The organism is Mucilaginibacter gossypiicola, from assembly GCF_900110105.1.
Classification (GTDB): Bacteria; Bacteroidota; Bacteroidia; order Sphingobacteriales; family Sphingobacteriaceae; genus Mucilaginibacter; species Mucilaginibacter gossypiicola.
This window is the reverse complement of record NZ_FOCL01000002.1, coordinates 474,981-489,981: the sequence shown is the minus strand read 5'-3', so window position 1 is coordinate 489,981 and position 15,001 is coordinate 474,981. Positions and strand designations below refer to the sequence as shown.

At 44.0% G+C, this 15,001-nt stretch carries 10 protein-coding genes; 7 read left to right on the top strand and 3 right to left on the bottom strand.

The genetic code is table 11. The features are described 5' to 3' along the window. Nucleotides 1–53 precede the first annotated feature (53 nt). The 3 genes from BMX50_RS07385 (at nt 54) to BMX50_RS07375 (ending at nt 5,516) form a co-directional block, all read left to right on the top strand. Entirely contained in the window at nt 54–2,240 is a 2,187-nt protein-coding gene (locus BMX50_RS07385) for a hypothetical protein (protein WP_091209701.1), read from the top strand. A 142-nt stretch (nt 2,241–2,382) separates the two neighbouring features. Next, a complete protein-coding gene (locus BMX50_RS07380) occupies nt 2,383–4,665 on the top strand; it encodes a GH92 family glycosyl hydrolase (protein ID WP_091209699.1) in 2,283 nt (760 codons plus the stop codon). A 293-nt stretch (nt 4,666–4,958) separates the two neighbouring features. After that, nucleotides 4,959–5,516 carry a hypothetical protein gene (locus BMX50_RS07375; RefSeq protein ID WP_143065120.1) on the top strand — a complete coding sequence of 186 codons (558 nt, stop codon included), beginning with the start codon at nt 4,959–4,961 and terminating at the stop codon, nt 5,514–5,516. A 13-nt stretch (nt 5,517–5,529) separates the two neighbouring features. Here the strand turns inward: BMX50_RS07375 and BMX50_RS07370 are convergent, their stop codons facing one another. Both BMX50_RS07370 and BMX50_RS07365 read right to left on the bottom strand, forming a co-directional pair. Further along, a complete protein-coding gene (locus tag BMX50_RS07370) occupies nt 5,530–6,435 on the bottom strand; it encodes a prohibitin family protein (RefSeq protein WP_091209694.1) in 906 nt (301 codons plus the stop codon). Between the two features lie 79 nt (nt 6,436–6,514). Continuing rightward, on the bottom strand, nt 6,515–7,120 hold the full coding sequence (locus tag BMX50_RS07365; RefSeq protein ID WP_244280889.1) for a murein L,D-transpeptidase catalytic domain-containing protein: 606 nt from the start codon (nt 7,118–7,120) through the stop codon (nt 6,515–6,517). A 66-nt stretch (nt 7,121–7,186) separates the two neighbouring features. Between BMX50_RS07365 and BMX50_RS07360 the strand changes: the two genes are divergently transcribed. The 4 genes from BMX50_RS07360 to infB all read left to right on the top strand — a co-directional run bounded on the left by BMX50_RS07360 (nt 7,187) and on the right by infB (nt 12,647). After that, entirely contained in the window at nt 7,187–7,612 is a 426-nt protein-coding gene (locus tag BMX50_RS07360) for a hypothetical protein (protein WP_091209691.1), read from the top strand. Nucleotides 7,613–7,738: 126 nt separating this feature from the next. Continuing rightward, a complete protein-coding gene (gene rimP / locus BMX50_RS07355; protein ID WP_091209689.1) occupies nt 7,739–8,203 on the top strand; it encodes a ribosome assembly cofactor RimP in 465 nt (154 codons plus the stop codon). Between the two features lie 3 nt (nt 8,204–8,206). Beyond that, nucleotides 8,207–9,442 (top strand): transcription termination factor NusA, encoded by a 1,236-nt coding sequence (gene nusA, locus BMX50_RS07350; RefSeq protein WP_091209687.1) that lies wholly within the window; start codon nt 8,207–8,209, stop codon nt 9,440–9,442. A 61-nt stretch (nt 9,443–9,503) separates the two neighbouring features. After that, on the top strand, nt 9,504–12,647 hold the full coding sequence (gene infB, locus BMX50_RS07345) for a translation initiation factor IF-2 (protein WP_091209685.1): 3,144 nt from the start codon (nt 9,504–9,506) through the stop codon (nt 12,645–12,647). A 120-nt stretch (nt 12,648–12,767) separates the two neighbouring features. On the opposite strand, the gene BMX50_RS07340 is transcribed toward infB, so the two are convergent. Next, nucleotides 12,768–14,702 (bottom strand): hypothetical protein, encoded by a 1,935-nt coding sequence (locus BMX50_RS07340; protein WP_091209683.1) that lies wholly within the window; start codon nt 14,700–14,702, stop codon nt 12,768–12,770. Nucleotides 14,703–15,001: the final 299 nt, after the last annotated feature.

Genomic DNA, 15,001 nt, shown 5'->3' with positions numbered 1-15,001 from the left:
GGGAGGGGCCTGGGAGTGGTCTCTTCCAAACACAGTTTTAACAAAATATGACTATGAAAAACACGCTACTTTTTTGTTGCGGACTTGCATTTGCCGCCGGGGCTTTTGCACAGGACACTAACCCGAAGCCGGCATCCCTGAAAGAAAAAACAGCTTTCCAAACCAGCAGTCCGTGGAGGCCGGAAATTGATGTGCGCTCGGATATCGCCATTGTATATGGCACTAATGATCATCCTAATATGACCTTTGAGCAACGCGTTAAATCATGGCGCGACCGTGGTTATGATGTAAATTTCATGACAGGTATTGCCTGGGGCGATTACAAAGACTACTTTTTGGGAAAATGGGATGGTAAAAACCACCTTGGTGTAGGGCAGGTAACACAAAAAGGCGATACCATTTTCCACGGTAAGGATATGCCTTACGTGGTGCCTGATGATTCCTTTATCGAATACATGAAAACCGCTGTGGTTAAGCGTGTGATTGACGTTGGCATCACCAACATTTTTTTAGAAGAGCCTGAGTTTTGGGCCCGTGCAGGTTACAGCGCCGGCTTCAAAGAGCAATGGCAAAAATATTATGGCTTCCCATGGAAACCGCAGGACGCATCTGCTGAAAACACTTACTTATCGAACAAGCTAAAATATAACCTGTATTACGAAACCATAAAACAGGTATCATCATACGCCAAGGAGTACGGCAAAAGCAAAGGCATGAACATTAAGGTATTCATCGCTACGCACTCGCTGGTAAACTATTCGTCATGGCAAATTGTTAGTCCGGAGGCAAGCCTGGCTTCATTGCCGGGTATCGACGGCTATATCGCCCAGGTATGGACAGGTACCTCACGCGAGCCTACTTACTTTAATGGTAAAGAAAAAGAGCGTGTGTTTGAAAACGCCTTCCTGGAATATGGTTCGGTAGTATCAATGACTGCCCCAACCGGTCGTAAAGTGTTTTTCCTTACCGACCCGATTGAAGACCGCGTACACGATTGGAGCGATTACAAACGCAATTACCAGGCTACTTTCACTGCTAAGCTGTTGTACCCAATGGTGGCCGACTACGAGGTAATGCCATGGCCAGAAAGGATCTACACCCATCCGTACCCCGTATTGGGTACTAACGAAAAAACACTGATCCCGCAGTTTTATTCAACCCAGATGCAGATCATGGTGAATGCGCTTAATGATATGCCTGTTTCAACCAATAAGGTATCCGGCGTTAACGGTATCGGTGTGCTGATGAGCAATACCCTGATGTTTCAGCGCTTCCCTACGCATAACGGTTTTGAGGATCCGCAGTTTTCCAATTTTTACGGACAAACTTTGCCGTTGGTAAAACGTGGCGTGCCGGTACAAACCATACATATGGAAAACCTGGGCTACGCGGCCTCGCTTAAGGATATCAAAGTTCTGGTGATGAGCTATTCTAACATGAAACCGGTATCGGCCGAGGTTCATGAGCATTTAGCCGAGTGGGTTAAAAATGGCGGTGTGCTGATCTATGCAGGTCGTGATGATGATCCGTACCAATCGGTAATGGAATGGTGGGATACCAAAGGGAACAATTTCAAAGCTCCATCTGAGCATCTGTTTAAACTGCTGGGTATAAACCCAACCGGAGGTGATCAGCGTTTTGCTGTTGGTAAAGGTGCGGTTTACGTTTTAAGGCAAAATCCTAAAGAATATGTGATGCAACCTAATAATGATGAAAACTTCATTAAAAACGTTAAGCAAGCTTATGAAAAAGATGCTAAGGGCGGCAAACTAAAATTTAAAAACAGCATGTACCTGGAGCGCGGCCCGTACGATATTGTTTCGGTTATGGATGAAAATGCCGATAGCAAGCCTTATACTGTTAAAGGCCCGGTTATCGATCTGTTTGATCCGCAATTGCCTGTACTCGCCGAAAAAACGATCAATCCTAATGAACAGGCTTTGTTATACGTTGTTAAGCGTGTTGCGGATAAAAAACAGCCAAAAGTACTGGCTTCGGCATCAAGGATTTACGACGAAGCGGCAACAGCTAATAGTTATGCTTTTATAGCTAAAAGCCCTATCAAAACATTAAACAGTGCCCGGATCTTGTTGCCGGCGCAGCCAAAGGAAACAGTAGTTGCCGATAGCGAAGGAAAAACCATTACTGATGTAAAATCCTCATGGGATAAATCATCAAACACCTTATACCTGGGCTTTGCCAACAGCCCTGACGGTATCAAGGTGAGCATTAAATGGTAAAAGATTCTTTTTTGAGAGAGAGTTGGTTTATGCTTCCGTACATGAAATTTCGTGTGCGGAAGTTTTTTTGAAAAGAGATTGCGTAATTCGCTCAAGAAAATTGTCTTTACAGTGATTTGAAAATAAAGCACCCAAATAATAAATGAAAAAGTTACTCCTCCTGGCGTTTGCCTTTTTACCGGCAGCACTTTCGGCACAAGAAAAGGTGTCGTCACCTGTCGATCTGATCAACCCGCTCATGGGTACGCAATCAAAGCCATCGCTCTCCAATGGTAATACCTATCCGGCTGTGGCATTGCCATGGGGTATGAACTTCTGGACACCACAAACCGGTAAAATGGGCGATGGTTGGCAATATACCTATGATGCCGATAAGATTCTTGGTTTTAAACAAACCCACCAGCCATCCCCGTGGATGAATGATTATGGCATGTTCTCCGTTTTTCCGGAAACCGGTAAATTAAAACTGAACGAAAAAGATCGCGCCAGTTGGTTCTCGCACAAAGCCGAAACTGCAAAGCCGTATTACTACAGTGTTTACCTGGCTGATTATGATGTAACAACCGAAATTACACCAACCGAACGTGCCGCCAGTTTCCAGTTCACTTTCCCTAAAAGCGACAGTTCCCATATCATAATTGATGCTTTTGATAAAGGCTCATATGTGAAGATCATCCCCGGCGAGCAAAAGATAGTTGGTTACAGCACTAAAAACAGCGGTGCGGTACCTGCCAACTTTAAAAACTACTTTGTTATTTATGTAGATAAACCATTTGCCCTGGCTTCTGCGTGGCACGATTGGAAGCAGGATGCTGGACAGCTGGAATACACCGGTGACCATGCCGGTGCAGTGATCACCCTGAAAACAGCAAAAGGCGAAAAAGTTCATTTAAAAGTTGCTTCCTCATTTATCAGCATTGAGCAGGCCGAACTTAACCTGAAACGTGAGTTGGGTAATGATGATTTTGCAGCAACCTGTCAAAAAGCGAAAGATACCTGGAACAAAACCTTGAGCCGTTTGGATGTTGAAGGAGGTACTATCGATCAAACCCGCACCTTTTACAGCAGCCTTTACCGCATGCTTTTCTTCCCCAACAAAATGTACGAGGTTGATGCCAGCGGACAAAACGTACACTATAGCCCATTCAACGGTAAAGTTGCGCCGGGTTATTTATTTGCCGGTACCGGGTTCTGGGATACTTTCAGGGCATTGTACCCTTTCCTGAATTTGGTTTATCCATCTATCAATAAGGAAATGCAGGAAGGCCTCATCAATGATTACAAAGAAGGCGGCTGGCTGCCCGAATGGTCGAGCCCGGGTTATGCTGATTGTATGATCGGTAATAACTCTGCATCGGTAGTTTCTGAAGCTTACCTGAAAGGTTTGCGCGGTTATGATATTGAAACATTATACCAGGCCCTTAAACACGGCGCTAACAACGAAGGCCCTAATGCAACCGGTCGCCGTGGGGTGCAGTATTACAATACTTTGGGTTATGTACCTTACAATGTTAAGATCAACGAAAACGCTGCCCGTACGCTCGAGTATGCTTATGACGATTTTGCGATTTACCAGTTAGGTAAAGCCCTTGGCAAGCCAAAAAAGGAAATCGAGATCTACAAAAAACGCAGTCAGAACTACCGTAATATTTTTGATCCGCAAACTAAACTGATGCGCGGTAAAAACCAGGATGGTACTTTTGAAACACCGTTCAATCCGTTTAAATGGGGCGATGCCTTTACCGAAGGTAACAGCTGGCATTATAGCTGGGGAGTGTTCCACGATATTCAGGGTTTAATAAACCTGATGGGCGGCAAGCAGCAATTTGCAGCCAAGCTGGATTCGGTATTTGAAATGCCGCCGGTATTTGATGACAGCTATTATGGTGGTGTGATCCATGAGATCCGCGAGATGCAGATTGCCGGTATGGGCCAGTACGCGCATGGTAACCAGCCAATTCAGCACATGATTTACTTATATAATCACGCAAACCAGCCATGGAAAACCCAATACTGGGTTCGCGAAGCTATGAACAGGCTTTACAGGGCAACACCTGACGGTTATTGCGGCGACGAGGATAACGGCCAAACATCTGCATGGTATATTTTCTCGGCCATGGGCTTTTACCCGGTTACCCCGGCCAGCGATCAGTATGTGTTAGGTGCCCCACTGTTTAAAAAAGTGACGGTTAACTTAGAGAATGGCAAAACCATCACTATAAACGCGCCAAAAAACAGCGACGAAAATAGGTATGTAAATACACTTACTGTTGATGGTAAACCATACACCAACAACTGGTTAAGTCACAAAGGTTTGTTAAACGGTGCAGTGCTTGATTTTGATATGCAGGCTACCCCGAATAAATACCGCGGTACCAAAGATGCCGATGTGCCTTATTCAATGAGTAACGAGAAAGAGAAATAAAAGATTCCCCGCTCTAGAGGGGGCGCGGCGGGAATGAGCGATAGCAGGGGTGTGTTTGTCAAAGCAGAAACACACCCCTCCACCTCCCGATTAATTTCGGGACAGGCTCTCTCAAGAGGGGAATCGCACAATCCCGCTCTTTTTTATTTTTTTTGTAGAGACGCATCACATGCGTCTCCCACCATGCAGATCAAATAGCTATGATGGGAGATATATGGGATGCGTTTTTGTTTAAAGGGAATTATACTATCCGAAAGGCATTGCTTTTATCTTTTTTGTAACTTGCCTTATCAATGAAAAGGCAAAAAAAACAACGCTCAGTCTTACTTGTATTTCTTTTGGTATTGCCTGCGGTCTTTGCTTTCTCCATGCGCCCCTCGGGTAAATACAATCTTGATTTTTTTACTACCCATAATCAATTTTACCTGTGCGATTCGGCATTTACCGGTACCACCGGCGATACTACCTTTTGGAACAGCGATGCCCAAAATGCGCGCTTAGGTACTACGGAAGATATCATCGGTATAAAAATAGCCAGCTATGGACATGTACGGGCCGAACTTAATGTGCTTAACTTAGCCGATACCGAAAAAGATTTCAGCAAATACGACCATGTTGTTGAAGGCAGCGTAAAACTAAGCTCCGGCATTATGGAAATCCTGAATTTTCCGGATACCAAAATTATCCTGAAAGCCATCGTTACCCCGGCAAGATATCGGGTACGCATTTATTCGTATGCTGTAAAGAACGTGAACCCCGATGAGGACGAAGGTACCGATCATTACAAAATTACCCTTTGGCCCGCAGAAGGCAAGGAAAGGACAGTTTTGAAAGCATACAAAGCGGATTAGTACTAATTACGCTCTATTTGTCATTTATCATGATAGGGTTGCCTCCTTTGCCGCCAATAATAATCACTTTGGCATTGGGCGAAAGCGCAATTTCCTTTTGAGCTTTTATGGCCTCATATTGCAGTTGCTTGTCTGATAACCCGGTTGAAAGGATACGCTGATAATCGGCAATGCCCTGTGCTTCCACGCGTTTACGCTCGGCTTCCTGGCGTTCCTTTTGCAGCACAAACTCCATTTTCTGGGCATCTTGCTCGGCGTTGATCTTTGATTCGATGCTGGCTCGTACCGAGGCCGGCAGGGTGATGTTGCGCACTAGTATCTGCTGCAGCTCCAGCCCGCGTTTTTCAAAACTGGCAGTAATGTAACGGTTTATTTTATCCTGGAACTCCTGTCGCTTGGTTGAATACAGGTCAACAGCAGCATAGGCAACAGCATTATCCCTAATTGCGGTGCGCGAAACAGGGCGAACGATCTTATCTACATAGTTTTCGCCAATGTTCTGCATAATGTAAGGGGCTTTGTCGGGCTTTACTTTGTATAGTACCGAAAGATCGATGGTAACCTCCAATCCATCTGATGAAAGTACGCGGATAGCATCATCGCCTTCCTTTTGGCCTTCGTTGTTTACGGCACTCATGGTATAGGTTTGGGTTTGAACATCAAAAGTGGTGATTTCCACAACCGGGTTTATGATATGTAAACCGCTTTCAAGCACCTGGTCCTGCACCTTCCCAAACAGGGTTTGAACCCCTACTTTACCTGGTTCAATAACTTTAAATATATTGAGGAGCAAGCCAAGCACTACCAGGGCAATACCCACAGTGGTTACCACGCCATTAAACCGGCCGGCCGGCTCGGGCGAACGTTTGAGCACTATACCCACAATGAGTACAATAACTCCTAATACTGCTATAAACATGCAATGAAGTTAAGCTTTTTTTGAATGCTGCAAGCCGGTTATCAAAGAATGTTTTTTAGGGAGATTAAGCAGGCGATACTTATTGATAGATCCATAATAATACATGTTTCTTCTGCTTTTTCAACAAAGCGTCCACAGTTTTCATGGTGTTATTGGAGATAGCAGGGCAACCCCAGCCTTCGGGTGTGCCGTTAGGATAAACTTCATTTTCGGCAACCCGTTCCCAGGAGTGGAAAACAATTTGCCTTGCCAGGGCATTGTTATTGCTGCTCTCCAACCCGTTTAAGTAATATTTTACATGAATTCCCCACGCGCTCCAGGCCCGGCCATCTATTTCGTATTTGCCCAGGGCGGTACAATGACTGCCATCCATATTACTAAATGATGGTTTATCTTTTGACCATACGCCATTCCATGGGTTGCGGCCACAGCCATGGCTTACCAGTCCGCTCATCAGCGTATCGTTCTTCTTAAAATCCCATATCATAAAACGCCTAATCCCCGAAGGCAACGACATGTCAATTAAAATGCAATACCGGGTGTTGTACCCCCGTTGCCGGCAAAATGTAAGGCTCTGTCGGGCCTTGGCTTTAACATGGTTAAGGTCTATCCGGGGTGCCCCGGCATTAACTTTAAAACAGCAAAAAAATATCGATATGATCAGGAATAAAGTTCTCAGTTTCAATTGTGACAGGTTTTGTATTGTGAACAGAAATATCCGCATTTTATTACAATAAACTTATCTTGCCAAATGAAAAAACTTTTTCCTCTATTGCTTTTGCCATTGTTTTTTTTCGGTTGTGCCGAAACATCAACCAAAGCATTAGTAACTATTAGCCCTGTTAATAACGGAAAAGCATTGCAGATATCAGGCTTTGATCCGGCTATTATTAATGAAATCGGTCGTGACTCATCGGCAACGGCCTGGCAAACCCTCATGGCTGTTTACCGTATGCCCGCCGATACTACTTTAAAAAACCTGCAGCCTGTACAGCCGGGACGTTACGTAATTAAAGAAAATGTGGTTATTTTTACTCCTGATACGGCTTTTAGCACACAGCAAACCTATTTTTTTCGTTATTATAATTTTGAAGAAGGCGGTACATTGACCGATCTGATAAAAAGCCATAGCAAACCCGGAACTTTGCACTATACAGATTTGATTTTTAAGCAATAAACTATCCGGATGCTTGAAAATTTAATATTTTTGATTATATTTGCAACCGTTAATAAAAGAGGGGGCAATTAGTCCCCTCTTTTATTTTATCAATCAAAATTATTCTGTCAAAAACACCGGTGGGTAATGAATATTGAAAAAAGGGTAAAAGAACTGGTAGAAGAGAAAATAGCAGATAAGCCAAACCTGTTTATAGTGGATATCAAAATGCACTCGAACGGTAAGCTGATTATTCTGCTTGATGGCGATAACGGTATCGGCATTGATGAATGTGTGCAGGTAAGCAGGCACGTAGGTTTCCATCTGGAAGAGGAAAACGTGATCGAAACTGCTTACAACCTTGAAGTTTCATCGCCGGGTATTGATTTTCCGCTGTCATCGCCAAGGCAATACGCCAAAAATGTTGGTCGTAACCTGGGTATTAAAATGAAAGATGGTGCCAAGCGCGAAGGTGTACTGACCGGCCTTACCGAGGATGCCATCACCATTGAAGAAAAAGTAAAAGAAAAAGGGAAAAAGGCGCAGGTTATTGAAAGCGTTATCCCGATTGATCAAATAACAGAAACAAAGGTTTTAATATCATTTAAGTAAAAAATGAGCAATATTAATTTAATTGATTCTTTTCAGGAATTTAAAGATTTCAAGAACATTGACCGCCCTACCATGATGAGCGTACTGGAAGACGTTTTCAGAAGCATGATCAGGAAAAAGTATGGTACGGACGAAAATTGCGACGTAATTGTTAATACCGACAACGGTGACTTAGAGATCTGGCGTACCCGTAAAGTTATGGAAGATGGCTTTAGTGAGGACGATGATCTGGAGATAGAACTTGCCGAAGCGCACCTGTATGACGCCGACCTTGAAGTTGGTGATGATTATATTGAGCAGATCACTTTAGAAAGTTTTGGCCGCCGTGCTATTTTAGCTGCCCGCCAAACGCTGGTATCAAAAATTCTGGAATTAGAGAAAGACGAGATTTTCAAAAAATATAAAGACCGTGTAGGTGAAATTGTTACAGGCGAGGTTTACCAGGTTTGGAAAAAGGAAACTTTAGTACTTGATGACGAAGGTAACGAGTTGTTGCTGCCAAAAACAGAACAGATCCCGGCCGACTACTTTAAGAAAGGCGATAGCGTTAAAGCTGTTGTATCAAAGGTAGATATGCTGAACAGTAATCCTAAGATCATCATTTCACGTACAGCACCTGAGTTTTTACAGCGCTTGTTTGAACTTGAAGTGCCTGAAATTTTTGATGGCTTAATCACCATCAAGAAAATTGTACGCGAACCGGGCGAACGTGCTAAAGTTGCAGTTGAATCATATGATGACCGTATTGATCCGGTTGGTGCCTGCGTAGGTATGAAAGGTTCACGTATCCACGGTATCGTACGTGAGTTAAAAAATGAAAACATCGACGTTATTAACTTTACCAATAACGTTCAGTTATATATTCAGCGTGCTTTATCGCCAGCAAAAATCACTTCTATTAAGTTAGATGATGAGAAAAAAACGGCTGCAGTGTATTTGAAACCCGACCAGGTATCATTAGCTATCGGTCGTGGCGGGCATAACATTAAGCTGGCCGGAAAATTGACCGGCTACGAAATTGATGTTTACCGTGAGGCTGATGAGCATGACGAAGATGTGGACATCGAAGAGTTTTCAGACGAAATTGATAGCTGGATCCTTGACGAATTTAAACGCATTGGTTTAGATACAGCAAAATCAGTATTGGCCTTAACCGTTGGTGAACTGGTAAAACGCACCGATTTAGAGGAAGAAACTGTAAAAGAAGTGCTATCAATTTTGAATGCGGAGTTTGAATAAACGTAATAAGCAAAATAAAAAGCGTATTTTTGCACCAAATAAGCAGAGAAAGTAATATTAAATGTCAGAAGACAAATCCATAAAATTAATTAAAGCAGTAAAAGAACTGAACATTGGCATGGGTACCCTTGTCGATTTTTTAGCTACCAAAGGATACAAGGTTGACAAGCATCCTATGGCTAAGCTGGATAACGACATGTACAATGCCTTGTTGAAGGAATTTGCTGTTGACAAGAGTATTAAGGAGGAAGCTAAGCAGATCAGTATCGGAAAGATAAGGAAAGAAGAGCCTGCTGCACAGTTTCCTGAAAAGCCGGTTGAGAACCGCCGTTCGCGCGATTTTGAGAACGAAGAGATACTGATCAAGAATACAGGGCACTTTGCACAGCCGCAGGTTGAAAAACCAAAACCGGCCGAGCCTGCTGCTCCGGCAGCACCAGCAGCCCCTGCACGTTCTGATGAGCGCAATGACGTATTACCTGGTGTTAAGGTAGTTGGAAAAATTGACCTTAACAACCTGAATGCTAAGCCACAGCCACAGGCAGAGAAGCCCGTTGAAAAACCTGTGGAAGTTGTTAAACAGCCAGAGCCTGTTGCCCAGGCACCTGCGCCAACACCGGCCCCGGCACCTGCTGAGCCAAAAGTTGAAGCGCCAAAGCCTGTAACACCTGTTGCGCCAGAGCCTCCAAAGGTTGAAACACCAGCGCCCGCTGCACCAGTTGCACCGCCGGTTGTTGAAACCCCTAAGGTTGAAGAACCGAAAGCGCCTGCAACCCCGGTTGTTGTACAAGCACCGGTTGTAACGCCTCCGGCCGCTACCGAAGCTCCTGCAGCACCGGCAGCAGATGAAAGCCAGGAGCCGGATGTGATCCGTGCTAAGGCAGAGCGTTTAACAGGGCCAAACATTATTGGTAAGATCCAGTTGCCGGTTAATGCGCCAAAACGCAACCCGGTGGCTTCATCATCAAATTCAAATAATAACTCGGCCGATCATAAGCGCAAACGTAAGCGTAAAGATAACCAGGGTAACCCGCAGCAAGGCGGCGGTGATGGTAACCATCCGCACGGTCAGCAAGGCGGCGGTGGCAATCATCAGCAAGGCCAGCAGCCGAGTGGTGGTGGTACCATTAATCCTAATCGTCCGGATTTCAGGAACCGTACACACGGTGCTCCTGGCAATAGCGGGCCAAACCAGGGTGGCGGTGGTCATCATGGTGGCGGCGGCAACCGTCCTGATTTCAGGAATAACCGGAATAATCCTCCGCAACACAGCACACCGAAAGAAGAACCTTCAGAAAAGGATATACAAGACCAGATCAAGGCTACACTTGCACGCTTAAGCGGTGCAGGTAAGTCGGGCAAGTTTGCGCAACGTGCTAAATTCCGTCGTCAAAAACGTGATGACGTTGCTGCAAGTGCCGAAGAACTGGCAATGGAACAGGAACTTCAATCAAAAGTATTGAAGGTTACCGAGTTCGTAACAGCAAACGAGCTGGCAAGCATGATGGATGTATCTGTAACACAGATTATATCTACCTGTATGAGCCTTGGTATGTTCGTTTCCATTAACCAAAGGCTTGATGCTGAAACACTTTCAATTGTGGCCGATGAATTTGGCTACCAGGTTGAATTTGTTAAACCGCAGGATGAGGAAGCCAACCTTGACCAGGTTGATGATCCGGCCGATTTGGTGACACGTGCGCCAATCGTAACCATCATGGGCCACGTTGACCACGGTAAAACTTCATTACTGGATTTTATCCGCAAAACCAACGTAATAGGCGGTGAAGCGGGTGGTATAACCCAGCACATTGGTGCCTACGAGGTAACATTGCCTGATAATAAAGGTAAGATCACCTTCCTGGATACACCGGGTCACGAAGCGTTTACCGCGATGCGTGCAAGGGGTGCACAGGTTACAGATATTGTAATTATAGTGATAGCTGCCGATGACAGCGTGATGCCGCAAACCCGCGAGGCCATAAACCACGCACAGGCTGCAGGTGCACCAATCATCTTCGCTTTCAACAAAATTGATAAACCGGGTGCCAATGCCGATAAGGTAAGGGAACAACTATCGGCTATGAATATTTTGGTTGAAGAGTGGGGCGGTAAATACCAGTCGCAGGAAATTTCGGCCAAAACCGGCTTAAATGTTGATCTGTTATTGGAAAAAGTATTACTTGAAGCAGAATTGCTTGAACTGAAAGCCAACCCTAAAAAACGTGCCGTAGGTACTGTTATTGAGGCTGCTTTAGATAAAGGTCGTGGTATTGTTACCACCATCCTGGTACAGGCAGGTCGCTTAAAAGTGGGCGATCCGATATTGGCAGGTTGCTATAGCGGCCGTGTAAAAGCGTTAACCAACGAGCGCGGTCAGCGTGTGGATTCTGCAGGACCATCAACACCTGTACAGGTATTAGGTATGCAGGGCGCACCAACAGCGGGTGATAAGTTCAACGCGCTTGAGAGCGAAGTTGAAGCACGCGAAATTGCCAACAAGCGCTTGCAATTACAACGCGAGCAGGGCTTACGTACTCAGAAACACATCACCCTTGATGAGATCGGCCGTCGTTTGGCTGTTGGTAACTTCAAGGAGCTTAACATTATCGTTAAAGGTGACGTGGATGGTTCTATCGAGGCCTTGTCAGATTCATTACTGAAACTGTCAACCGAGCAGATCCAGGTGAACATCATCTCAAAAGCGGTAGGTCAGATTTCCGAATCAGATGTGTTGCTGGCATCGGCATCTGATGCGATCATCATCGGTTTCCAGGTACGCCCTTCAGGTGGTGCCCGTAAACTGGCCGAAGCCGAGCAAATAGATATCAGGCTGTATTCGATCATCTACGACGCGATCAACGAGATCAAAGCGGCGATGGAAGGTATGCTTGCACCAACCTTTGAAGAGAAGATTGTGGCTAACGTTGAGATCCGCGAAACCTTCAAGATTAGCAAGGTGGGTACTATTGCAGGTTGTATGGTGCTTGATGGTAAAATTAACCGTAACAGCAAGATCCGTATCATCCGCGATGGTGTGGTGATCTACACCGGCGAACTGGCTTCTCTGAAACGTTTCAAAGACGACGTGAAAGAAGTAAGCGCAGGTTACGAGTGCGGTTTGAACATCAACAACTTTAACAACATTGAAGTAGGCGACATTGTTGAAGCTTACGAAAACGTAGAAGTTAAACGCAAGCTGTAATTAAATAGCTTTTAAATATTGAAGGGCTTATCTGAAAAGATAAGCCCTTTTTTTGTTGGGGAGATTAAATTAATGCCAATTCGAACATCGCTAAACTTTGGCAGATTGACTATGACGAAATTAATGTGGCAACTTATCAACAAAGTATGTCTGTATATTCTTGAATTGAACCCAGGTTCCGGAGACGCCGCTTGTGCCGATCTCTATCTGAATATGTGTAGATGGAATGTTGTATAAACAATTATATACTGTATAGGCGGTAGATGAAATACCTGAGGTAACAAAGCTGGATACCGTGCTTGAGAGTGTTCCGTCGCTGTTATATACTGTGATCCGGAGTAGCAAATCCGCGCTACCCATTGCGGTGATCTGAAAAAGTAAGAACCGGTTCCCTGTAACTAATGTGGGGAAAGACATACTACCTTGAACCAGCCTGCCATGAAAGGCATCAGTAGCCGTGATTTTAGGTACAACGTCGTTATCGGCATCAGTTACTTTAAGAATAGTACCATTTAATAATGTCCAGTTATCCGGCACAGTACCCGTCCACTGACTAAACAATTGGTTTTGCAATATATTTGTCGCTATCGACCCTTCATTTCTTAGATCCAGGCCAAATCCTGCCGCATCCTTAAAAAAGTAATTGCAATTAACACCCTCATTTGATGAAAGGCCAACATTTTGATACAGTTCAAGATTTCTGAGATATATGGCATTATCAAAACCATCGATGATATTGCCTTCAATTTGACAATTGGAGTAGGTGGCTTTGGTACTTCCAGTAATTAGCAGGTTTATACCCGAATCAGTTCCCTTAGGGTTAAAAATATAATTATCTGTAATAATCCGGTCTGTGATCGATCCGGCAGTGGCATAATAGATCCCGTTTTTACCCGGATTTATAATGGTGTTGTTTGTTATAATATGGCCATCGTAAATACCTTCGGGACTTTCCGTTGGAAAATTTATCAGATCATAACCGGTATCTTTTACATAATTATTCGAGATCAGGTTGAATGCTCCTTCGATGCCGTTCTCATAACAAAGATCAATGTGGTTACCCGCAACATCGATACCTATAAATGGCCCCGTACCGCCTTGATATTGGCCCGCATAAATTGCATTACAACCCTTCCCTCCGATATAAGGTGATGTTACGCCACTCATGCGCCCCTTGCCAATTCCGTAAAATTGGTTGTTCAGCACCCGGCCGGTTGAATCATAACTGGCCATATAAAATTCAACACCCTGGCCCATGGTGTTTTTTATAATATTGGCAGTAATAAGGATGTTGGTGCTTAAGCCACTTATAAAAATACAAGAACCCGAATTTATCCCGTCAATTAAATTATTGATGATACGTAACTGGTCGCTTGTACCCTGGGGATTGGTTACAGTTTTATAAACAGCCCGTCCTGTCGAGTTAAAAGTAGCGTCGCTGGTTGGATTTATGTTAGTAAACGTGTTCGTTAAAATCAGCACATTGTTATTAGTGCCTGTTAATTTAATGGCATTATCATTTATTGAGTTAAAAATACAATTGCAAATAGTAACATCGCTGCAATTGATTGCAATGCGGGCTCCGGTGAAAGTAACTCCACATATGGTGCCGCCGGTACTGCCTGAACTAAATGAAAGAACACCTGTACCTGTGATGACAGACTGGTTGCTGACACCTTCAAGAGTAACCGCATTATTAATATTTACAGTGCCATTAACCAAATAGGATCCGATAAAAGAGATTGCTGAAGGGACAGTATCAGCAAATGCAATTACATTGTTTAATATAGATGTTACATCGGCGCTGCCATCATTCTTCGCGCCAAACCAGCGTAGATCAATACTACCCGAATATAGCCGTTTCCATCGTCCGGGCGTGGTGGAACCAACTATTATAATGGTTCCGTCGTTGTCTGCTTCTGTGCCGGAAGGGTCCCAATTAAAAGTACCTTGGCCGCCGTCTCCGGTAGTGGAGTAGCCTTCAACAAAAACAGATTCATTTCCTGGGGTGTAAGCGTAGCTTCTAAGAGCCGCATAATTAGCGATGGTTGTCATTGATTTAAGATAGGTTTAAGTATATGGTAAGATAACGTCCTTGAATGAAAATAAGTATTTCGTTTAAATAATATCAAGTGAAAATTTATACTTTAACAAGGTCTTAAGAGCAGTATCGCTAAACGTCAATAAATTACCGACAACATTTTGTCAGTGTTCAATTTTTAAAAATAGGGTGTTCAACTTTTTAAACCGAAATTTTGTAACTATTTGGTTATCAGTGCTGGTTTGTTCATGGTGGTTTGTTGTTGATTTTTGGGGATTATAAATGCCTGATTATCAATGATGATTTTTTAGAA